Annotated in this window: 25 protein-coding genes and 1 pseudogene; 2 read left to right on the forward strand and 24 right to left on the reverse strand. The window is 32.6% G+C overall.

All coding sequences use genetic code 11. From position 1 onward, the window contains the following. Positions 1–116: 116 nt before the first annotated feature. The 5 genes from B5G32_RS06535 to B5G32_RS06555 form a co-directional block, all read right to left on the reverse strand. Entirely contained in the window at positions 117–839 is a 723-nt protein-coding gene (locus B5G32_RS06535) for an alpha-amylase family glycosyl hydrolase (protein WP_239386217.1), read from the reverse strand. A 29-nt stretch (positions 840–868) separates the two neighbouring features. Then, the gene (locus B5G32_RS06540; RefSeq protein ID WP_087936203.1) at positions 869–1,042 is read right to left on the reverse strand and encodes a GntR family transcriptional regulator; all 174 of its coding nucleotides are present in this window, start codon (positions 1,040–1,042) and stop codon (positions 869–871) included. Continuing rightward, on the reverse strand, positions 1,032–1,688 hold the full coding sequence (locus tag B5G32_RS06545) for an HAD family hydrolase (protein ID WP_087936204.1): 657 nt from the start codon (positions 1,686–1,688) through the stop codon (positions 1,032–1,034). The genes B5G32_RS06540 and B5G32_RS06545 overlap by 11 nt, the downstream gene beginning before the upstream one ends. A 168-nt stretch (positions 1,689–1,856) precedes the next feature. Beyond that, the gene (locus B5G32_RS06550; protein WP_087296869.1) at positions 1,857–2,162 is read right to left on the reverse strand and encodes a pyrimidine dimer DNA glycosylase/endonuclease V; all 306 of its coding nucleotides are present in this window, start codon (positions 2,160–2,162) and stop codon (positions 1,857–1,859) included. 183 nt (positions 2,163–2,345) lie between these two features. Further along, a complete protein-coding gene (locus B5G32_RS06555; protein WP_087244838.1) occupies positions 2,346–2,936 on the reverse strand; it encodes a thymidine kinase in 591 nt (196 codons plus the stop codon). A gap of 237 nt (positions 2,937–3,173) precedes the next feature. On the opposite strand from B5G32_RS06555, the gene B5G32_RS06560 reads away from it, so the two are divergent. Then, positions 3,174–3,560, forward strand: a complete 387-nt coding sequence (locus B5G32_RS06560; protein WP_087304963.1) for a hypothetical protein — start codon at positions 3,174–3,176, stop codon at positions 3,558–3,560. Positions 3,561–3,604: 44 nt separating this feature from the next. Here B5G32_RS06560 and B5G32_RS06565 read toward each other — a convergent pair. The 3 genes and pseudogenes from B5G32_RS06565 to B5G32_RS06575 form a co-directional block, all read right to left on the reverse strand. Further along, positions 3,605–4,069, reverse strand: a pseudogene (locus B5G32_RS06565) (GNAT family N-acetyltransferase); the annotation flags it as partial. Positions 4,070–4,142: 73 nt separating this feature from the next. Beyond that, positions 4,143–4,520, reverse strand: a complete 378-nt coding sequence (locus tag B5G32_RS06570; protein ID WP_087936205.1) for a DUF3592 domain-containing protein — start codon at positions 4,518–4,520, stop codon at positions 4,143–4,145. 21 nt (positions 4,521–4,541) lie between these two features. Then, positions 4,542–5,429, reverse strand: a complete 888-nt coding sequence (locus B5G32_RS06575) for a LysR family transcriptional regulator (RefSeq protein WP_087936206.1) — start codon at positions 5,427–5,429, stop codon at positions 4,542–4,544. 129 nt (positions 5,430–5,558) lie between these two features. On the opposite strand from B5G32_RS06575, the gene B5G32_RS06580 reads away from it, so the two are divergent. Next, positions 5,559–6,296: an SDR family oxidoreductase gene (locus B5G32_RS06580; RefSeq protein ID WP_087936207.1), complete on the forward strand. Its 738-nt coding sequence runs from the start codon at positions 5,559–5,561 to the stop codon at positions 6,294–6,296. Between the two features lie 50 nt (positions 6,297–6,346). On the opposite strand, the gene B5G32_RS06585 is transcribed toward B5G32_RS06580, so the two are convergent. The 16 genes from B5G32_RS06585 to B5G32_RS06660 all read right to left on the reverse strand — a co-directional run bounded on the left by B5G32_RS06585 (position 6,347) and on the right by B5G32_RS06660 (position 19,761). Then, positions 6,347–6,628 carry a hypothetical protein gene (locus B5G32_RS06585; RefSeq protein WP_087296865.1) on the reverse strand — a complete coding sequence of 94 codons (282 nt, stop codon included), beginning with the start codon at positions 6,626–6,628 and terminating at the stop codon, positions 6,347–6,349. Then, on the reverse strand, positions 6,628–7,182 hold the full coding sequence (locus tag B5G32_RS06590; protein WP_087936208.1) for a GNAT family N-acetyltransferase: 555 nt from the start codon (positions 7,180–7,182) through the stop codon (positions 6,628–6,630). The genes B5G32_RS06585 and B5G32_RS06590 overlap by 1 nt, the downstream gene beginning before the upstream one ends. A gap of 68 nt (positions 7,183–7,250) precedes the next feature. Then, positions 7,251–8,621 carry a replicative DNA helicase gene (dnaB, locus tag B5G32_RS06595; protein WP_087244835.1) on the reverse strand — a complete coding sequence of 457 codons (1,371 nt, stop codon included), beginning with the start codon at positions 8,619–8,621 and terminating at the stop codon, positions 7,251–7,253. A 12-nt stretch (positions 8,622–8,633) separates the two neighbouring features. Further along, the gene (gene rplI, locus B5G32_RS06600; RefSeq protein WP_087244834.1) at positions 8,634–9,080 is read right to left on the reverse strand and encodes a 50S ribosomal protein L9; all 447 of its coding nucleotides are present in this window, start codon (positions 9,078–9,080) and stop codon (positions 8,634–8,636) included. After that, on the reverse strand, positions 9,080–11,044 hold the full coding sequence (locus tag B5G32_RS06605) for a GGDEF domain-containing protein (protein ID WP_087936209.1): 1,965 nt from the start codon (positions 11,042–11,044) through the stop codon (positions 9,080–9,082). Before B5G32_RS06605 ends, rplI begins: the two co-directional genes overlap by 1 nt. Positions 11,045–11,055: 11 nt before the next feature. Continuing rightward, positions 11,056–11,967: a DUF2232 domain-containing protein gene (locus B5G32_RS06610; protein WP_087936210.1), complete on the reverse strand. Its 912-nt coding sequence runs from the start codon at positions 11,965–11,967 to the stop codon at positions 11,056–11,058. A 72-nt stretch (positions 11,968–12,039) separates the two neighbouring features. Next, complete coding sequence (locus B5G32_RS06615) at positions 12,040–12,804, reverse strand: HAD family hydrolase (RefSeq protein ID WP_087936211.1); 765 nt, start codon at positions 12,802–12,804, stop codon at positions 12,040–12,042. 2 nt (positions 12,805–12,806) lie between these two features. Then, the gene (locus tag B5G32_RS06620) at positions 12,807–13,292 is read right to left on the reverse strand and encodes an NAD(+) diphosphatase (protein ID WP_087304956.1); all 486 of its coding nucleotides are present in this window, start codon (positions 13,290–13,292) and stop codon (positions 12,807–12,809) included. Positions 13,293–13,352: 60 nt separating this feature from the next. Beyond that, positions 13,353–13,637 carry a hypothetical protein gene (locus B5G32_RS06625; protein ID WP_087936212.1) on the reverse strand — a complete coding sequence of 95 codons (285 nt, stop codon included), beginning with the start codon at positions 13,635–13,637 and terminating at the stop codon, positions 13,353–13,355. A 60-nt stretch (positions 13,638–13,697) separates the two neighbouring features. Then, positions 13,698–14,807 (reverse strand): IS200/IS605 family element RNA-guided endonuclease TnpB, encoded by a 1,110-nt coding sequence (gene tnpB / locus B5G32_RS06630; RefSeq protein WP_087936213.1) that lies wholly within the window; start codon positions 14,805–14,807, stop codon positions 13,698–13,700. A 137-nt stretch (positions 14,808–14,944) separates the two neighbouring features. Continuing rightward, the gene (locus B5G32_RS06635; RefSeq protein ID WP_087936214.1) at positions 14,945–15,256 is read right to left on the reverse strand and encodes a flavodoxin family protein; all 312 of its coding nucleotides are present in this window, start codon (positions 15,254–15,256) and stop codon (positions 14,945–14,947) included. Between the two features lie 199 nt (positions 15,257–15,455). Then, positions 15,456–16,202, reverse strand: coding sequence for a carboxymuconolactone decarboxylase family protein (locus B5G32_RS06640; RefSeq protein ID WP_087936215.1), 747 nt, complete (start codon positions 16,200–16,202; stop codon positions 15,456–15,458). 126 nt (positions 16,203–16,328) lie between these two features. Further along, a complete protein-coding gene (locus B5G32_RS06645; protein WP_087936216.1) occupies positions 16,329–17,213 on the reverse strand; it encodes a LysR family transcriptional regulator in 885 nt (294 codons plus the stop codon). A gap of 220 nt (positions 17,214–17,433) precedes the next feature. Beyond that, positions 17,434–17,940 carry a flavodoxin gene (locus B5G32_RS06650; protein ID WP_087936217.1) on the reverse strand — a complete coding sequence of 169 codons (507 nt, stop codon included), beginning with the start codon at positions 17,938–17,940 and terminating at the stop codon, positions 17,434–17,436. 3 nt (positions 17,941–17,943) lie between these two features. Then, on the reverse strand, positions 17,944–18,924 hold the full coding sequence (locus tag B5G32_RS06655) for an aldo/keto reductase (RefSeq protein ID WP_087936218.1): 981 nt from the start codon (positions 18,922–18,924) through the stop codon (positions 17,944–17,946). A 3-nt stretch (positions 18,925–18,927) separates the two neighbouring features. After that, positions 18,928–19,761: an SDR family oxidoreductase gene (locus B5G32_RS06660; RefSeq protein ID WP_087298306.1), complete on the reverse strand. Its 834-nt coding sequence runs from the start codon at positions 19,759–19,761 to the stop codon at positions 18,928–18,930. Positions 19,762–20,028: the final 267 nt, after the last annotated feature.

Consider the following 20,028-nt stretch of genomic DNA (forward strand, 5'->3'; position numbering starts at 1 on the left):
AGAAAAATAGAAAATATATTACTATTTTTGTTATTTTCATAAAAAAGATACATAATATTTAATTATGTATCCCATATAAACAATCAATGATGTTATGTTTTTATTTATATAATGATCTATTTTTTAATCAGTACAAGTGACTCATATGGTTTTAACATCATTTCATTTTCTAATATCTGGCGATTGACATTTGATAACAGAATATCATATTGAGTTGCATCTATGCTTATAGATGTTGTCTGATCACCATAGAAATGATTATAAACAATGATTTCCTGATCTTGATATTGGCGTTTATAGGCATATAGTGTTGGATGATCTGATAGTCGTGGTTCATATGTTCCTAAACTAATGACTTGGTATTGTTTTCTTAATTGAATCAACTTTTGATAATAATAGAAAACTGAATCTTGATCTTCTAGATTTTTTTCTACATTAATATCTTTATAATTATAAATCGGTTCTATCCATGATTCCACATCACTAAATCCTGCATATGCCTGATCATTCCATTGCATAGGTGTACGTGCATTATCTCTTGATTTACTCAATAGAATCTGGTAAATCTCTTTTTCTGGTACACCTTTATCTTTAAGAATCTGATAGGCATTTAAACTTTCGACATCACGATATTGATGAATATCTGTAAAATAGGCATTAGTCATTCCGATTTCTTCACCCTGATAAATATAAGGTGTTCCTCTTAGCATATGGATTGTTGTGGCTAGCATTTTAGCTGATTCTTTTGGATAATTCTTGTCATCTCCAAAACGTGATAAAACACGTGGCTGATCATGGCAGCACCAAAATACAGCATTCCAGCCATTCCCATTTTGCATACCTAATTGCCAATCGTTTAATAATTGTTTTAATTTCTGAAAGTCAATTGGAGTAAGGATAAGGATTTACGAATGGTATCACGAGATGATTGATAAATATTCATGAGTTCATTTTCACTTGGCAAGAGTGTATTAGCCTGAATTTCATTTTTTTCAATCTTCTGTTTCAAATCTTCATAAATCTGTTGATATTTACTTAACATCTTTCCATTCCTCTATTATCTTTTTTAATTCTATCAAGTCTTTAGCTATATAATCGCAATGATACTCCTGAAATTCTTCTAAACTTCCATAACCATATAAGACACCAATACAAGGTATTTGATTTTGATGTGCTCCGACAATATCATGTTGACGATCACCAACCATCATACAGTCTTGAATATTGAGCTGTTCCTGCTTTATACAATGAGCAATCACATCACCTTTATTTTTAAGACTTCCATCTAAGGTTGCGCCATAAATACCTGTAAAATATGGTGTTAAAGAGAAATGGTCAAGAATCTCTTTTGCAAACACTTCAGGCTTACTGGTACATACATATAATTTCATATCCATATTCAGTAATGATTGTAAAAAGTCTTCCATACCCTCATAAACTTTATTTTCAAATAATCCTTTTTTTGAAAAATATTCACGATATTTTTCAACAGCTTTCCAGCTTTGTGCTTCATCCATATGATAATACTCTCTAAAAGACACATCCAGTGGTGGACCAATAAATGGTTTTAATGTTTCTAAATCATCAACTTCAATGCCAAAAGATTTTAAACTATACGCTACAGAACGTGTAATACCTAAAAATGGATCTGTCAATGTCCCATCTAAATCAAATAGAACTCTTTTCATTTTTCATCACCCATCTTTATTATACATGATTTAGAAAAAGAAAAAAGAATCAGAAACCTGATTCTTTCTAGAATACATATTCTAAAGGGAGTTTTTATGAATTCTATTATCTTTACACCTATAATATACTTTGTCAATATGAATTAGATATGAACATTTCATTTTTCTTTAATTTTCTTTATATAAATGTGTTGGTATATCCAAATCATCATACGTGAGCATTGAAATTTCATATCCACGATGAATCCCTCTAAAGCATGAATCTTTCCATAAAGGATCTACACTATAACCTCTTTGTTCTATCTCCTTTATGACATGCATATGAAAAGCATAGAGGTATAAATAAGGATAGTCAAAAACATAATGTTGTTCTTTTTGCCATCCATCTCCCCTTAAATAACAAATATAATTATGTTGTTGAAAAAGTTCTTGAGTCGTTAATTTTTGTATATCTTCTTGATGACATAAGTTCATATAAAATCCTCCATATATATGATTATGTCAAAATAATTAAAATATACCAAAAAATGAAAGAGATGCTTTGGGGTTGCATCTCTTTCTTAGGGATATATGATAGATTTGAGGGGAATCAATACTATCGTATTTGTCTTTCGACACTATTAATATATATGAGAAATATGTCTTGAGTGTGAACTTTTAAAATTTATGTGGTTTATTTAAAATCTCATGACAATGTCGACAACGTGGTTCATAATGATCAACAGCACCTACTAAAACAATAGGATCTTCAAATGAAGCCGGAGACCCATCCACAAGTCTTTGTGTACGTGTTGCTGGTGCACCACATTTTGCACATACAGCAGTCAACTTTGTGACAAATTCAGCACGTGTTAATAATTCTGGTAAGACACCAAATGGTTCACCTCTAAAGTCTTTATCAAGACCAGCAACCATCACACGTAATCCTTTATCAGCCAAGTATTCACAAACATCAACAATATCTCTATCAAAAAATTGAACTTCATCTACAGCAATCACTTCTGTATCAGGTTTAATATATCTTAAAATTTCTTTAGAATCCTTTACAACAATACAAGGGACTTTCGTTCCTGCATGTGAAACGATTTCTTTATCAGAATAACGATTATCAATTTCAGGTTTAAATACAATTATTTTCTTTTTAGCATAAGATAAAACATTAATACGACGAATGAGTTCTTCTGTCTTTCCAGCAAACATACATCCACATATCACTTCAAGCCATCCTTCTCGATATTGATTATACATAAATTCAACCTCCACGAATATCCATTATACTACAAACACTATAAGTTTTGAATATATTTTGACATAATCAATCAAGATTCGATTATTAGTTATTTCTATCTTTCATCAACAAAAATCTAAGTATCAATATGATGTATTCCAATTATTTCTTCAAATAAAATGAATTTAAAAGATAAAGAATTCAAAAAGTCATATTTCATTCATAATTCGTCTTTATAATAGAAATCGGTGATAAAAATGAATTGGTTAAGAAACTTTATGTATGGCAGATATGGTGTTGATCAGTTTGGAAATTTCTTATTTATAAGTTATATTATTTTATTTGTGATTTCTTTATTTGTTCCATTTGTTTCATTCTTGTGTTATGCGGTTATTATTTATTCTTTATATAGAATGTTTTCTAAACAGATTTATAAACGTAATATGGAAAATGAATGGTTTTTAGCTAAAACATCTGGAATAAGAAAATTCTTTAATCGTCAAAAAAATAAATGGAAATATCGTAAAACACATAAATATTTAAAATGTCCTCACTGCCACCAATATTTAAGAGTTCCAAAAGGAAAAGGCAATATTACTATTACTTGCCCAACATGCCATCAACAATTTGATAAACGCACATAAAAAATGATATTCATCTTTTGATGTCTATCATTTTTTTATTGATTTTATTTTGTATGTTCAATTGCATATAAATAATGAAGTGTCTCTCCGTTATAATATCCTGTCATAAACTCATCTACCTTTTTCATACCAAGACTCTCTGCTACCTTGATAGATGAAATATTATCAGCTTTAATGATGGCATATAACTGATCTGCCTGTAAATTTTCAAAAGCATATTTTTGACAGCCTAATGCCACTTCTCTAGCATATCCATGATGCCAGAACTCCTCCTTTAACAGATAACCCACTTCCAATATCTGGGTATTCTGATAAAGCTGCATTGTCAGACCTGCCTGACCAATCATTTCATTTGTCTCTTTTAAAATCATGGCACATAATCCAAAACCATATTCCTTATATCTTTTTCTTTGACGATCTAGCCATGTCTGAACATCTTCTTTTGAAAAATCATGTTCATAAGCATACATCACATGTGGATTCTGTAATATTTGAGCTAAATCATCGAAATCACTTTGTTCTCATTCTCTTAAAAACAAACGTTCTGTTTCTAAAATCATGATATTCCCCCTTATCTTTTATCTATAATATACTTTGAAAAAAGAAACCTAAACAAAGCACAATCACTCCCACAATTACAAATAATGTCCCTACAAGACAACGTATCCATTGTCCACTCTTCTTGATATATGAAAGATGAGGTTTTTTCTGATTATAGATAACATCACATGTTTTTCCAACAATAAACACATCATTTGATGTCCATTGCGTTTTTTGTGTATAGTGATGTCCATCCACATCATACTCAAATATAGCTCTGGCATTTTGTCCATTATCCTCTATTTTTGTTATTGTTCCTATCACACGACCATGATACCTTAATAATCTCACATATTCAGGTACACAACATAAAAGTTCTACAACGAAAAATAAAATTCCTATAATCCAAAAGACAATCATAATATAACTTTCCTTGTGTTTTTATATAATTTCAAAATCTTCATTACGATAATGTATCCAGTCTACTTCATTGATATGCGCTTGTACCTTTTTAATTTTATCAAAATGATTTTGATGACATATCAAATAGAAAGTCAGTGTCGCTTCTGGATTCGTAATAGGAATATAAACTCTATCTTCATAGAGATGAAATCTTGGTATTGTCAAACTTGTTCTAAAAGTCAACAAAGAAGATTGTCTTTGAAGAATCCCATACACTTCCAAATCATCCTGTACAATAAAATGTGAATCAGGCATATTGTCTACACACACTTCATGCCAATAACCTGTATTATTATATTCCAAAAAATTTTCACCGTTTAATTCTTCAAAAGTTATGGTCTTTTTGTTTGCTAAGGGGTGATGGGATGTTGTTGAAATGTTTAAAACTTCCTGGCATATTTGAAAACAAACAACATCTTCTTTATTTATTGGATAGTCTAAAATAATAGCTGAATAATCATGCTCATTGAAACCTTGAATCAATTCTTCAGCGTCAGCCTTTGTTTCATATCCAAAAGACATATCAAGGTATTGACGTTTCATCGTATATCTTAAAGCCCATAATGGTGCCGGGGCGCAAGAACCAATGAACATATTCATATTGCGATTATATTGATTCTTGACTTTCTCCTGTAGCTTATCAACATGATTGAGTATATCTCTTCCTTCTTCCACAACTGTTTTTCCATATTCGTTTAATATGAGTCGATTATTGATACGATCAAATAATTCCATCCCAAGTTCTTTTTCTAATGTTTTTAAAGAACGTGTTAAACCCGATTGTGATATATACAACTCTTGAGCCGCCTTGAGCATTGTGCCACATTCTGCTATTTTGATAACGTACTGTAATTGTCTTAATTCCATATAACATCTTCTCCTTATGCCTTGTAATCATATTATACTATGATTTATAGTCATATATCTATGATTTCTAACAATTATTTTTTTATTAATCTCTTTGATAAAATGATGTTGTCAAAAGGGGGAAATCAAATGGAAAATGTAGAAAACAAAGTCATTATCATTACAGGAGCCACTTCTGGTATTGGTAAAGCCACAGCTAGAGTTTTAGCTAAACATGGCGCTAAAGTTGTATTAAGTGGCAGAAGAGAAGAACGTTTAGAAAAACTAGCTGGTGAGTTAGGTGATAGTGCTATTTATTTAAAATCAGATGTAACAAATGTAGAAGATATGAAAGCTATTGTAAAATTAACTAAAGAAAAATTTGGAAAGGTCGATGTCTTATTTGCGAATGCAGGTATTATGCCAGCTGGAAATATGTCTGAATTAGATCTCAAAGGATGGATGGATATGGTTGATATCAACATCAAAGGTGTCCTCAATTCCATGTACGCTATTATGCCAGAATTCTATCAGCAAAATTCTGGACATATCATTATTACCTCATCAAGAGCAGGAACGACATTGGTTCCAGGAAATGCAGTCTATTGTGGAACAAAGCATTTTGTCAAAGTGATGTTACAATCTTTTAACAGTGAAACAAATCAGGAAGGTAAAAATATTCGTACAACAACAATTTATCCTGGAGCTATCAAGACAGAATTATTAAATCATGTCGTTGAAAATGATCATAAGAAGATGGTCGAAGGATTTTATGAACAATTTGGACTTCAACCAGAAACAATTGCGAATGCTGTCCTATATGCGATTTCTCAGCCAGATGGTGTTGATGTTTCTGATTTAGTTATCCGTCCTACATTTGAAGGATAGATGATATATGAAAACACACCCGCAGGTGTGTTTTTATTTTGTCTTTCATATCATGATTTTTTACTTATGATCCAATTCTCGTATTTTGACTTTCTTTGTGCATAATAGCCACAGGGCATATCTTTTAAAGCTGCAATGGAAGGATCTAAATGGAATACATATTCAAGAGAAACTAACCTTGCCTCTTCACTGCTATGTTGTTGATCACATAAAAATTGCCACATTCCATCATCTTCATCATGAAAAACATATAAAATGGAAGCATTTTGATCAAGAATATGACAACAGATCAGCGTTGCTGTATTGGGTGCATCTTCAAAAGGAAATAACATTATGAATTCCCTTCTTTCATCTTTTCCCAAGATTCTTTTGTCATGTAATTCGTATGACCTATTCTTACTTCATTCAACAAAGGCACAGGCACCTCATCACAACTATGATGATAAATAAATCCTAGCTTTTCTTGTACTCTTAAAGATTTCGTATTTCCATCATAATACCCACACCAGATAGTCTTCATATCTAAATCTTCAAAGGCATGTCGAATCAATTCTCTACCAGCTTCAGGCATATAGCCTCTTCCCCAATAGGGTTTGGCCAGCCAGTATCCAAGCTCACATTCATCATCACGTTCAGTCATATCTGTATGCCCATTGAGTTTTAGTTCTATAGCCCCAATAGCTTCATGACTATCCCTTTTGCAAATCGCATAACATTCATCACCATTAAAGACATGACGTATCACATCTAAACTTTTTTCCACACTTTGATGGGGTGGCCATCCTGCAATCGGTCCAACATCAGGATCACTGGCATATCGAAAAAGACTTTGCGCATCACTTTCTTCCCACGGTCTAAGAATTAACCTTTTGGTTGTGAAAATCATAAGCGTTCCTCCTTTATAAAATCATTTTTAAATAAAAGGAGTCCAAACTCCTTCATTTTGTCAAATATTTATGTTCTTAAATCTTTAACACCTTCTAAAGGATTAATTTGCTGATCTGATCTTGCTGGATTGGCAAACTTACTAAATTGTTTTAAGAAAACAAGACGTATATCAGCCAAAGCCCCATTACGGTGTTTTGCAATAATAATATCGGTAGCTCCTTGTGTTTCAGCTTCTTTTTTAGGATCCTGATAATCTTCACGATGAATAAATGAAACGATATCGGCATCCTGTTCAATAGCTCCTGATTCTCTTAAATCTGATAAAACAGGTCGCTTATTATCACGTTTTTCAACGGAACGAGATAACTGACTTAAAGCTAAAACTGGAACTTCTAATTCTCTGGCAATCATTTTTAATTGTCGTGAAATATCTGATACTTCCTGTTGTCTAGATTCACGACTATTCGCCGGTCCTGAAATCAACTGCAAGTAGTCAATAACAATCATCTTTAAACCTTGTTCACGTTTTAAACGGCGACATTTCGCAGCAATTTCTCCAACACGAATACCCGGAGTATCATCAATATATAAATTACATTTAGAGACTTTATCAGCAGCTGCATAATACCTTTCACTGCTTTCTTTTAAAATAGAACCTGAACGCAAAGATTCAGCTTTTAAACTTCCTGCTGAACAGATAATACGTTGAATCAACTGCTCAGCTGGCATTTCCAGTGAAAAGATAGCGACTGCTTCATCTGACTTATAAGAAACATTATAAGCTACATTCAATGCAAAAGCTGTTTTCCCAACAGATGGACGTGCAGCCAAAATAATCAAATCACCTTTTTGAAAGCCAGATGTTAATTTATCTAAATCATAATATCCAGTTTTAACACCGGATATCTTCCCATCTGCTTTTTGTAACATCACCAAACGATCTGTCACTTTTTGAATCACTGATTTAACATTTTGGAATTCACCGGCATTACGATCTCTTGTGACATTCAAGAAATCTTTTTCAACTTCACCAATAAAATCATTGATATTTTCGACATCTCCATAAGCTTTTTCAATAATTTCTGTTGATTCTTTAATCAATCTTCTCAACAAAGCTTTTTCATTTAATCTTTTTAAATAATGTTCACTATGAGATGTTGTTGGCACTGATTCACTTAATTCTAAAAGATATTCAACACCACCTGTTTTATCTAACAATTTTTTATCTATTAAATAAGATGTTAATGTTGTGACATCAACAGGGCTATTATCAGCATAAATATTTTGCATAGCCTCGAAAAGAATACGATGGCTATCCAAATAAAAATCATCTTTTGAAGCTAATGATAAAACAGTCTGACAGACATCACTTGATATCAACATAGATCCTAGCAATGATCTTTCGGCTACCAAATCATGGGGATATTCTCTAGCCATCTTTTTCCCTCCTTATTTTTCAGATAAATGAACTTTTATTGTCGCAATAACTCCTTTATGCAATTCAATTTTTAAATTTGTATATCCTAAAGCTTGTATGGGTCTAGCATTAATGAACTTTCTTTTATCCACTTTAATTCCATGTGTTTTCATTAATTCTTCAACAACATTTTTCGTTGAAATACTTCCAAAAGTTTTACCATCTTTACCAGATGATAACTTAAATTCTAATGTTAAACTTTCAATTTTTTCTTTGAGTTCTTCAGCTTTCTTTTTATTTTCTAATTCTTCCAATCTTTCTTTTTCTTTTGTTTGAGCAACCATTTTTTTCCCATGTTCAGTTGCTAAAACAGCTAAATTGTTTTTAATCAAAAAGTTTTGTCCATATCCATCAGCAACATTGACAATATCGTTTTTCTTTCCTACCTTCTTAACATCTTGTAATAAAATCACTTTCATTATACTTCACCTCTATCATCTAAATATTCTTGTATTTTTTCTTCTAATAAAAGACGTACTTCTTCAATCGTTTTATTTTCAAACTGTGCTGCAGCCATACTAAAATGACCACCACCATCCAAGGCTTCCATAATAACCTGTACATTCATATCCTTGGTACTTCTCGCACTGATAGCGACCTTTGTTTTAGAAATTCTACCAATGGAAAAACTTGCCTTAATACCACTAATTTCAAGCAATGCATTACTTGATTTAGCTAATAAACTAGAATTATATTCCTCGCTTTCTTGTCCACAGGCAATCAAAATATCAGGACGATACTGATAGGCTGTCTGGGCAATAGAAAGACGCTGCAACGTTTCTTCATAAGAATCTTTAATAAATTCATAAGCCATTGGCACATTGGCCTGTAATTCTTTCAAATGCGCTGCTGACTGGAAAGTACGCACACCCACTCGCTGTTTAAAGTTATTTGTATCAACCAGCATTCCAGCATACATTATTGTAGCATCCAGTTCATTGATTTTCAAATCTACATTTTGATAATCACAAAGCTCTATAACTAATTCTACAGTACTTGAAGACGCTGGCTCTAGATATGTTAAAACTGGTGCTTCAATAAATTCTTCACCACGACGATGATGATCAATAATAACCTTATTTTTGACACGTTCTAACAAAGCTTTAGAAAGTGCTAGACTGGATTTATGATTATCCACAACAATTAACAAGGTATTTTTATCAACACGCTCAATTGCTTCATTGGCTGATTGAATCATTCCTTTATAGCGTGGATCAGCTTTAACCAAAACAGCGACTTCTTTAGTTTTCTTTTCAATGGATTCAAAATCAACAATGACTGTTGTTTTCTTTCCATAGGCCATAGCTATCTTAGCCACACCGAGTGATGCTCCAAATGAATCCAAATCTGAATTCTTATGCCCCATCACGATTACTTGACTGGCATTTTTGATAAGCCCTGCTAGAGATTGTGCAATGACACGTGCACGGACTTTACTGCTCTTTTCAAAAGTATCACTATTACCACCAAAGAATCTGACTTTCTTATCTTCTCCAGATTTAACAGCCACCTGGTCACCACCACGTGAATACGTTAAATTCAATGCAGCAGAAGCCATTTCATCAAGTTCTCTTAAAACACGAGAATCTTTACCAATACCAATACTTAAAGTCATCACTTCATCTAACTCTTTTGACATTTCTTTAAATGTATCTAATATTGCAAATTTATTTTCAACTTGTTTACGATAAATACGTTCATTAAAAAATGCTAAGTAACCACCTGATTTAAAACGTCTAATAATAATCCCATTGGAATATGCCCAATCTACGATAACTTGTCTAGAACGTGATTGTATCAAAGCCATCTTAGGTTCATCAGCATTTTCCAATGTTTCTTCATAATTATCAATTGTAATATAAGCCATACAAACCTGCTGATCTAAGTAATCTTGTTGTAAAGACATGAGCTGTGTGACATCTTTTAAATAAATCAGCTTAGTTCCCTGATTAATATAAGCTTCAAACTTTTTACCTTTAATATCAATCACTTTGACATCTTCATCATCAAAAAGGCTTGCCAAATGGGGTTGCCATTCCAAAAGCTTAACCCCTGCAATATTAATATTCATGGCCTTTAATAAATCACTTGTCCATACAATATTTCTATTTTCATCATACTGAATTAAAGCAATACCACCAAATATAAATGCATTTTTAGCATCTTTATTTAAAACTTCTTCAACACTTAATTGATTATTTTCTAAAACATAAGAAATATAAACAACAATAAAGAAAATAATAACATTTTTAATAAGCGCATATACACTAAAAGCCAACAATATCGGAGTATTCAATAAAAGATATAAGCCAAATAATATACCACATTCTCCAACCAATAAAGCCATTAATAGATTCCTGATTTGTAATATCTTTCTGATCATTGTATCCCTCCTTATTGTTCATTATGTTTATTATACAATAGTTTTGTTCTTAAATCACTAAATATATCTACGATTCCTATGACAACATACATTTGATTGATAAATGGAATAAGCATACCCAAAAAAGCCAGGATGATAAGGCGTGGTTTATTTTTCAAAATAGCCAGCCATGACAAAAAGGCAAGGCCTTCAACAGCCAAAGTTAATAAAGAGATCAAATATATATAAGTGATATAAATATTATTCATCGCATAAACATGTTCTAGTACATAGCTGACAACCAGCATTATAGTCAAAATACCTCCTATTGGACGACTTAAATGCATATAAGCAATGTGGAAAGAATTGGGAAAAGGAATATGAAAACGGGATAAAACCATTTGACATAACAAAATAATCACATACATTTCAAGAAATGACATAATCAATAAAAGAAGGGGTGCTAATGAAAGAAATGATGTTAAAGGAAAAGTCTGTGTGATGGAAGGAAAAACATTGTCCATCATCATATACATCTCTTTCATTTCACCAATCAGATCCATATTTAATAATCCTGCAAAAACTTCATAAAGCAAGATATTATTGAAAAATGTAAGAGATAATGTTCCCAAAAACAAAACACCTCGAGAAGCCTGACGTTTTAAAGCTTCACCTAAAAAAACACCAATCAGACATGAAGAAAATGATGAAATTGCAAAAAAAGGTAATCCTGTGATCATAATCACAATCATCGCAATCAAACTGACTAACAGACCATCCTGTAAACGATATGTATAACTATACCAGACAAGTGGAATCACCATGCCATAACAAATAAATATATCAAACATACTGCCTGTATACGTATTGAAAATAGACAAAGCACCAAAGATAGCTGCAATCATAGCGCCTTGGACCATTTTTCTTATTTTTACATTTCCCATATAAAGATCCTTTCCTTTGAAGTATCGCTATTATAACATAAATCAAACTTCATGTACAAAAAAGGAATAACTTTAAGCTATTCCTTCATGTTGTAGTGCCTTTAATATACCATCCTGATCAATAGAATCTGTAATATATGTTGCTTTTTGTTTTAAAACATCTACAGCATTTCCCATCGCTATACCATGCCCTACTTCTCTAAACATTGCCTGATCATTATAACCATCTCCAAAAGCATAGGCATTCTCTTTATCAATATGAAAATATTTCAATAAATAAGCAATACCATCACCCTTATCAAAACCAATGGTTGAACAGTCACATGAGCCATGACCACCATGATCATTAATAACCAATTCTTTATCAAAAGCCTGTATCAGTGTATCACGTTGTTGAAGATCATGATAAAACAAATCAAATGTATAAAATGGCAATAAAAAAGCATTTGTCTGAATACGTTGTATACCATATTCATCTTTAATACCTTCAATCTGTGCATCATCCAATAAATAAGGAACGGCAACCTCATCAGAAACAAACATAGCTCCTGCATTGAATGCTTTTATTTTTTCATAATAATATGACAGTTCTTCTGGTAAAAAAGCTTTTCCATACAGTTTCTTTCCTTGATATATAATATATCTTCCATTACATGTAATAAGACCACTGACAAGATTTCCAAAAAGATTTTGGGCATAAAAAGGTGCTCTGCCTGTACATATAAATGTGAGATGTCCCTGATCCTGAAGTAATTTTAAAGCTTTGAGATTGCCTTCAGGAATCACACCATGTATCGCTAATGTTCCATCAATATCAAAGAAAAATATTTTCTTCATAATCAACCCCTCTTTTCTAAATATCTTTTCACAAAGGATTGGGCTAATGATCCTTGTTTCATAACATTGAAGACTTCATCAATAGGAATCCATTTGGCATGATCCACTTCATTTGTTAAATGAAAATCTTCTGAATCAACCACTGCAACATAATTATGCATTAACGTATTTGTTTTTGCATAATACTCATTATCATTGTACATATAATCAACAACTTTCAAATTGACTTCTTCTTGAATCTCTCTAATTAATGTCTGTTTTGCATTTTCACCTTTATTAATATATCCCGCTACCAAAATATAATCTACCTGTCCATATTGTTGTATTAACAATACCTTATCTTTTTGTGGATTGAATATAATAGCAGAAATAGCACTATTAAACATTGGAAATTTAAACTTTTGACAATGTTCACAATAAGGCATTGTCCCATCAATTCCACATGGTTTTTCAATCAATTCATGTCCACATTCATCACAATATTTCATACTCTTCAGCCCCTTTATTAAATTTATTATAAAGAAAAAGCTCCTGATATTTCAAGAGCCTTATTGGATACTTTTCCCTAATTGATATGCTTTTTCCATAAAAGGTGAGCGCAAAGTCATAGATGGTGTTCCACATCCAGTTGCTAAAATGCTTCCTACATCTTGAAAATGCATATAATCAACCAATGCTTCATAATGCATCTTAACAGCATCCATTATTCCTTGAGAACTATTCCATGCAGCGCATATAAAAGCTGTCTTTTTATGCATAGATGATAATTCCATTGTAAAACTATGAACTACCTCGCCGCAGAGCAACGAGGTTTCCTGCTTCAAAGACTTCATAGTATCCATCTCCACAGGCGTAACTTCGGACAGTTCCTGCCCTAGTATTTTAATATATATCTACTGCAAGAGAAGAATTCTTTGCCCTTCTCTTAATATGTTGATGGCAGCATTCACATCCCTGTCATGAACAGTACCACATTCAGGGCACGTCCATCTTCTGATATTGAGATTCTTGACATCAGCATGCTTATAGCCACATTCATGACATGTCTGTGAGCTGGCAAAGTATCTGTCTATCTTGACAACAGTTCTTCCATGCCATGCAGACTTGTATTCCAGCATACTCATAAATCTGCTCCATGATACATCGGCAACATCTCTTGCAATATACTGATTATTCTGCATGGACTGGATATCCAAATCCTCTATGCAGATGATACTGTTCTGCTTGACGATGTCCGTTGACAGCTTATGGAGAAAATCGTTTCTCTGGTTATAGATATGTTCATGCATTCTCGCCACTTTGATACGTGCCTTATCCCAGTTATGGCTTCCTCTTGGCTTTCGAGAAAGCTGTTTCTGGAGTCTGGCAAGTTTCTTCAGCGACTTGGCAAGATACTTATGGTTGTCTATCTTCACTCCATTGTCAAATGTACAGAAGTGAGAGATGCCCATGTCAATGCCTGTAGACTTGTTGCTATTTGGATATTGTTTCATATCAACATCTCTGCAGCATAAAGATACATAATATCTCTCTGATGGTTCCTGAGTGACAGTCGCATTGACAATTCTTCCCTGCGGGATGCATTTGTTCTTTGATTTAACAATACCAATCTTAGGCAGTGTAATATACCCATTATTGAACTTGATGGAATTGCTGTTGTTCTTGCTTGTATATGAGAAACAATGCGTCCTTCTTGACTTGAATCTAGGATACATGGCATTCTTCCTGAAGAAGTTGGTATAGGCTCTGTCAAGATTTCTCAGTGATGACTGAAGAGCCGTTGCATCCACTTCGCTTAGCCATGCATACTCAGGAGTGCGCTTCATGTCAACAACTTCATGCGCCATGTCATTATAGGATAGATTCGTCCCATCAGATTCATAGAGCTTCTGCTTTTTATCTAGAAAATGGTTATATACAAAGCGTACGCAGCCAAAAGTCCTGGCAAGCAGAATCTTCTGTGACTTGTTTGGATATATCCTGTATCTATATGCTTTGTCCATTATAGCACCTCCTGTTATAGTCTCTCTATATTATATCATTGAAATGCTGTTCTATATAGACATGGTGTCATTAGACACAATTTTTAGAAAAAAAAGCATTTTCATCCCCACCGCAGAGCAGATGGGGTTTTCAATGCTTAATCTTTATAAATACGGTCAATAGCCGCTTTTAGTTGTGCTGATATTCCAAAGTAATAAAGTGGTGTGACAAAAACAATCATATCATGATCAAGCATGTTTTTTCTTAACTGACTCATATCATCATTTTGAATACATGGACCATTCATTCCACAATGGTCACATCCTAGACAGGGTGCAATATGATGATGAGCCACATCAAAAACAGTGACTTCATGGTGATTTTCCTGAACTCCTTTGATAAATTCATTTGCTAATAAATATGAAGAACCTTTCTGATGTGGACTTCCATATATAACCAATATCTTCATTATTCATCATCCTTTCTTTATTCCTATTTTAATGTGTATATTCTTTTTCGTCCAATACTTAAAAACAATCTCACAGCATAGCTAAAAAGCATACTTTTTCCCCTTACAACATCAACATGAAACAATAACCCAACATTTCTCACAACAATCAAAATCACAAAAAAAGATGAACATTTCTATCCATCTTTATGATTCATATTTATTCAGCTAAATCTTTAATTGCATTAAAAGCATTAAACACACATGGGAAACCTAAATAAGGTAAGCATTGAATCAATGCATAATAAAGTGTATGTAAAGAGTTTCCAACTTTGATATTTCCTAAAGCATGTGCATAAAGTTGTCCAGAGGCATTGAGTGCTGTTAAAATACAAAAGATCAATAATTCTCTTGTTGGAATATCTAATACCTTTCTTGTATAACAGTCACCAAAACACCATTCTGTTAAAAATCTTGGTAAAGCTTCACCGACATCATCTGGTAAATAACGATATCTGTCTTTAATTTCATCACCATATAACTCTTTTTGAATTTCTAATCCTTTTTCATATCTTTCTTCATCTTTTATACTTGTCTGATTATCTAGTGGTAATGAAATATGTCTGCCTTCTAAAACTTCATTCAATACATTCACTGCATTCAATGTTCTCGGATAACCAATAAATGGAGCACATTGATATAATGATTCTTTTAATTCTAATGGTAAAACACCTACATTCAAGGCAGCATTCAGATGTGCCTTTAATTGTGGTAAAGTCTGTAAAACTGTTAAAACACTACATGTGATGAGTTCTCTTTGTCTATCTGTCAAATCTCCAACATAAAAAACTTCACCAAATATCAATCTTTGTAGCTGTGTCATAAATTCAGGATCTTTTAAATCTAATGTTTGTGGATTTAAAAATAATTCTTCATATTTCTTTTGACTTCTTTCTATTCTATTCATAAGATAGCCTCCTCTTTATTATAGCATATTTAAAAACACGTTATAAAATAAACTATAAAAGATTGAACATTTCATCAAAAAAATATCATTCTTGTTCATATAAACAATGAATGATATTTTGTATGTTTATTGAAATACTGTCCTTAACATTTGGGCAAATTCTTCAATGTAATAATTTGTATGTTGTTTATGCCAGCAGGCAAAGTAGTTTCTTTGAATGGGTTTTCCATTTTTATATAAAGGTACTCTTTTGATGCCTTGAATAGGTGTCATCATTTCTCCCAGCACATCAATAGGAAGATAACCACGATTTCCTGCTACCATTAAACGGGCTTGTTCTAAAGAATCAACATATAAAAACTGATGTGATATAGCTAAATCTTTTTCATAAAAACTCTTTTCAGAGTCTTCATATCCTTTAGACACAACTAATATACAAGATAATGTTTTTAAGTCTTCTACTGTTAAAATATCTTTTTGACTTAAAGGATTTCCCATTGCTATTTCTACATAAGAATCACTATACTTCAATTCATAATTATAATAGTCTTCATTATAGGCTCTTCTTTGTTCACTCACTTTTAAATCAATATGTCCATCAACCAGTAATTCAAATAATTCTTCATGTGTTCCACTTACAATAGAAATTTTCACTTCGGGATATAGTTCACAAAATTGTGTAATAGCCTGTTGAAGCTCAAATAAGTTAAAATTCTTAGGATAGCCGATGCGTAATATTAATTCATGATCTTCTCCTAGTCTTTGTGTTTGCGCAACAATCTGGTCGATTTCTTCCAATACAGCCTTTGCATGTCGATAAAAATATTGACCTGCTTCAGTTAATTCAAAATGTCTTTTCTGACGAACCATTAATTGAACTTGTAACTGAAATTCTAATGATTGAATTTGTTGAGAGATAGCTGATTGTGAAATAAAACAATGCTCGGCAGCTTCTGTAAAGCTTCCATAGTCTACTATAGCTATAAAATATTTCATTTGTTTTAGTAGCATAAGCTATCACTCTCCTTGTTTCCATTTTATCAAAAAGAGATTTTATAAACAACAGTGATTATGATTGTATCTCTTGAATACACTTTAAAGCATTGAAAGTTCTTGGAAAACCAATAATATGTGAAGATAACTGAGCTTCACATCCACCTTGTGCCACTAAAAAACAAAATGTGATGAGTTCTCTTTGTCGATAATCAAGTGCTTTTTTTGTTATTATGATTTATTCACCTACCCAACTTTTTATTTTGTCTTCACTTTCATATACCTGGTGACCAAAAATAGCGAGTCCTTCATGAATATAAGCATGAGGAATGATTGTTTTTAAATCCTGAAAACTTCTTCCAAAGCCACTTCCTTCATGAGTTATAAAAGGATAAACATCTTTTCCATCAAACTGATAACTTTCTAAAAAAGTCCAGACACACATTGGCATAGTTCCCCACCAGTTAGGAAAACCTAAATAAATATTTTGATATTGTTCAAAATGGGGAATGATGTTTTTAATTTTGGGTCTTTTTTGATTTTCTAACTCTTCTTTAGCGACTTGAGTACATTGATGATATTGTACAGGATAATCATGTAAAGGTTTTATTTCAAATAAATCAGCATCTATATATTGACTTATCTTTTGAGCAACCACTTGTGTATTTCCTTTTTCTAAATCAACAATATCCCCATTCACATAGTTTTCATGACAATGAGAAAAATAAACGATTAAAGATTTCATATTTTAATGCCCTCCAAAGACTTCAAATTCCATCTGTTCTAATTGATGATCAATCATTTGAATATCTGTTTCTAAAAGCTGTATATTTCCTGCCTGAAAGTTAGAAGATAATCTATCTATTTTGCGTGAACCAGGGATAGGAATAAGATGTGGAAATTTATGAAGCATCCAAGCTAAAGATATTTGAGCATTTGTCGCATGATATTTCTTTGCAACTTGACTGATAACTTCCAATAAAGCATTTGTTTTGATCATGCCTGTTTGACTATATTGAGGCATGTTTCTTCTAAAATCCTGTTGATCATCTTTAAAATCTGCTTGAGAATGATAAGCGCCTGTCAATGCACCATTTGCTAGTGGCGAAAAAGCTATATATGTTATTCCAAGTTCTTGACAGACATCAATCAAATGTTCATGCCATCTTGCCATCATAGAATATCTATTTTGAATGACTGTCACAGGACAGATAGCATGTGCTCTTCTTAAATAATCTTCATTCACTTCACTAATGCCCCAAGCTTTGATTTTTCCTTCTTGAATCAAATCCTTCATCACTCCAGCCACAACTTCTGGTTCTACTTGAGGATCAATTCTATGTTGATAATAAATATCAATATGATCTGTCTGTAATCTTTTTAAAGAACCTTCAATAGATTCTCTAATCTTCTGTGGTAAACTATCAAATTCAAGATGGTCACCTTTATGCATCACACCAAACTTTGTACAAAGAACAATGTCATCTCTAAAATCTTTAATAGCTTCACCTACAATTTCTTCATTATTGCTGATACTTCCATCAGGATAAACACCTGTATAACATTCAGCAGTATCATATAAATCATAACCAATACGATGTGCTTCTTTTAAGACTTGCAAGGCTTCTTCTTTTGGAAGAGGTGTTCCACTGGCGTGAGATAATCCCATGCACCCTAGCCCAATCATATTGACATACATATCAGTTTGTCCTAATCTTCTTTTTTTCATTGTTTATTTCTCCTTTGGTTGTAATGGTCCATAGTAATATGATGCTGTTGCGCCACCATCAATCAAAAATGTTGAACCTGTAATAAAAGCACCTTTATCACTCATCAATAATTCTGCTACATTAGCAATTTCGTCTGCTGTTGCTGGTCTACCAGCTGGACAAGATGCAAACATATTCTTATAAAAATCTCCTCTTGGTCCATTAAATTCATCAATGGCTAATGGGGTAACGACAATTCCTGGCGCAATTGCATTAATACGAGCACCTTTTTCTCCCCATTTCACTGACTGGGCCATGACTCTTTTTTCATTACATCTTTTAGCCAATTGATAAGCATGTAAAGTATCCTGAATATTTTCAACTTTTAATAAATCTAAATTTAATAATTCTTCTGTTGGCGTACAAGCTAACTGTTCATCTTCCTTAGGTGTTAATTGTTTCATTCTAAATCCTGATTGACTAGAAATAGTCACTCCCACACCACCTGGTTCAATCACTTTTCCAACTTCCTCCAATAAAACTGCTGTCCCATATAAATCAACATTGAGAATAGCTTCAATAGGTGCCTGACTTGGCGAAACACCAGCACCATTGACCAACATTGTAATAGGTCCATATTTTTTCGCTTCATCTATCATATTGAATATAGATTCTCTAGAAGATAAATCCATTTCAAATGGGACCACATCAAATCCTGCATTATTCATTACTTCTGCAATAGTCTTTGCATTTTCAATTCTTTTATCTCCCATTATAATCTTTTTACCATAACCAATTCTTCTGGCAATAGCCATACTGATTTGGCCTGCACCCGTTACAATCATTACATCTTTCATTGTTTTTTCCTGGTATATTATAATTGACTCATTTATCAGTCATTAAAATATACCTTCTCCTTTCTATCAACTTTATTAATACGTAGTTGATGACGTTTAGGTTTATATGTAAAATTGAAATATGTGTTTGTGGATTTGTATTTTTCCGTGTGGCTTTGACTACTTCAAGGAGGTTTGGACCACTCACTTATTCCTCAATAACGATGAGTTAGATGAGTCTTTGAATTCGCATTTTGAACCAGGTTTTATGGTCTAAGTGTTGTGGGT

The organism is Massilimicrobiota sp. An80, from assembly GCF_002159255.1.
Lineage (GTDB): Bacteria > Bacillota_I > Bacilli_A > Erysipelotrichales > Coprobacillaceae > Allocoprobacillus > Allocoprobacillus merdigallinarum.

Coding starts and splice junctions, on each gene's coding strand:
- rplI (WP_087244834.1), bottom strand. CDS start 9,080: ATGAAAGTGATTTTATTACAAGATGTTAAGAAGGTAGGAAAGAAAAAC.
- B5G32_RS06645 (WP_087936216.1), bottom strand. CDS start 17,213: ATGCTACTAAAACAAATGAAATATTTTATAGCTATAGTAGACTATGGA.
- B5G32_RS06570 (WP_087936205.1), bottom strand. CDS start 4,520: ATGATTGTCTTTTGGATTATAGGAATTTTATTTTTCGTTGTAGAACTT.
- B5G32_RS06585 (WP_087296865.1), bottom strand. CDS start 6,628: ATGTTATTTCCTTTTGAAGATGCACCCAATACAGCAACGCTGATCTGT.
- B5G32_RS06605 (WP_087936209.1), bottom strand. CDS start 11,044: ATGATCAGAAAGATATTACAAATCAGGAATCTATTAATGGCTTTATTG.
- tnpB (WP_087936213.1), bottom strand. CDS start 14,807: ATGGACAAAGCATATAGATACAGGATATATCCAAACAAGTCACAGAAG.
- B5G32_RS06580 (WP_087936207.1), top strand. CDS start 5,559: ATGGAAAATGTAGAAAACAAAGTCATTATCATTACAGGAGCCACTTCT.
- B5G32_RS06625 (WP_087936212.1), bottom strand. CDS start 13,637: ATGAAGTCTTTGAAGCAGGAAACCTCGTTGCTCTGCGGCGAGGTAGTT.
- B5G32_RS06560 (WP_087304963.1), top strand. CDS start 3,174: ATGAATTGGTTAAGAAACTTTATGTATGGCAGATATGGTGTTGATCAG.
- B5G32_RS06540 (WP_087936203.1), bottom strand. CDS start 1,042: ATGTTAAGTAAATATCAACAGATTTATGAAGATTTGAAACAGAAGATT.
- B5G32_RS06555 (WP_087244838.1), bottom strand. CDS start 2,936: ATGTATAATCAATATCGAGAAGGATGGCTTGAAGTGATATGTGGATGT.
- B5G32_RS06635 (WP_087936214.1), bottom strand. CDS start 15,256: ATGAAGATATTGGTTATATATGGAAGTCCACATCAGAAAGGTTCTTCA.
- B5G32_RS06615 (WP_087936211.1), bottom strand. CDS start 12,804: ATGAAGAAAATATTTTTCTTTGATATTGATGGAACATTAGCGATACAT.
- B5G32_RS06545 (WP_087936204.1), bottom strand. CDS start 1,688: ATGAAAAGAGTTCTATTTGATTTAGATGGGACATTGACAGATCCATTT.
- B5G32_RS06655 (WP_087936218.1), bottom strand. CDS start 18,924: ATGAAAAAAAGAAGATTAGGACAAACTGATATGTATGTCAATATGATT.
- B5G32_RS06575 (WP_087936206.1), bottom strand. CDS start 5,429: ATGGAATTAAGACAATTACAGTACGTTATCAAAATAGCAGAATGTGGC.
- B5G32_RS06590 (WP_087936208.1), bottom strand. CDS start 7,182: ATGATTTTCACAACCAAAAGGTTAATTCTTAGACCGTGGGAAGAAAGT.
- B5G32_RS06660 (WP_087298306.1), bottom strand. CDS start 19,761: ATGAAAGATGTAATGATTGTAACGGGTGCAGGCCAAATCAGTATGGCT.
- B5G32_RS06640 (WP_087936215.1), bottom strand. CDS start 16,202: ATGAATAGAATAGAAAGAAGTCAAAAGAAATATGAAGAATTATTTTTA.
- B5G32_RS06535 (WP_239386217.1), bottom strand. CDS start 839: ATGCAAAATGGGAATGGCTGGAATGCTGTATTTTGGTGCTGCCATGAT.
- B5G32_RS06610 (WP_087936210.1), bottom strand. CDS start 11,967: ATGGGAAATGTAAAAATAAGAAAAATGGTCCAAGGCGCTATGATTGCA.
- B5G32_RS06550 (WP_087296869.1), bottom strand. CDS start 2,162: ATGAACTTATGTCATCAAGAAGATATACAAAAATTAACGACTCAAGAA.
- B5G32_RS06650 (WP_087936217.1), bottom strand. CDS start 17,940: ATGAAATCTTTAATCGTTTATTTTTCTCATTGTCATGAAAACTATGTG.
- dnaB (WP_087244835.1), bottom strand. CDS start 8,621: ATGGCTAGAGAATATCCCCATGATTTGGTAGCCGAAAGATCATTGCTA.
- B5G32_RS06620 (WP_087304956.1), bottom strand. CDS start 13,292: ATGAAATATTGTGATGAATGTGGACATGAATTGATTGAAAAACCATGT.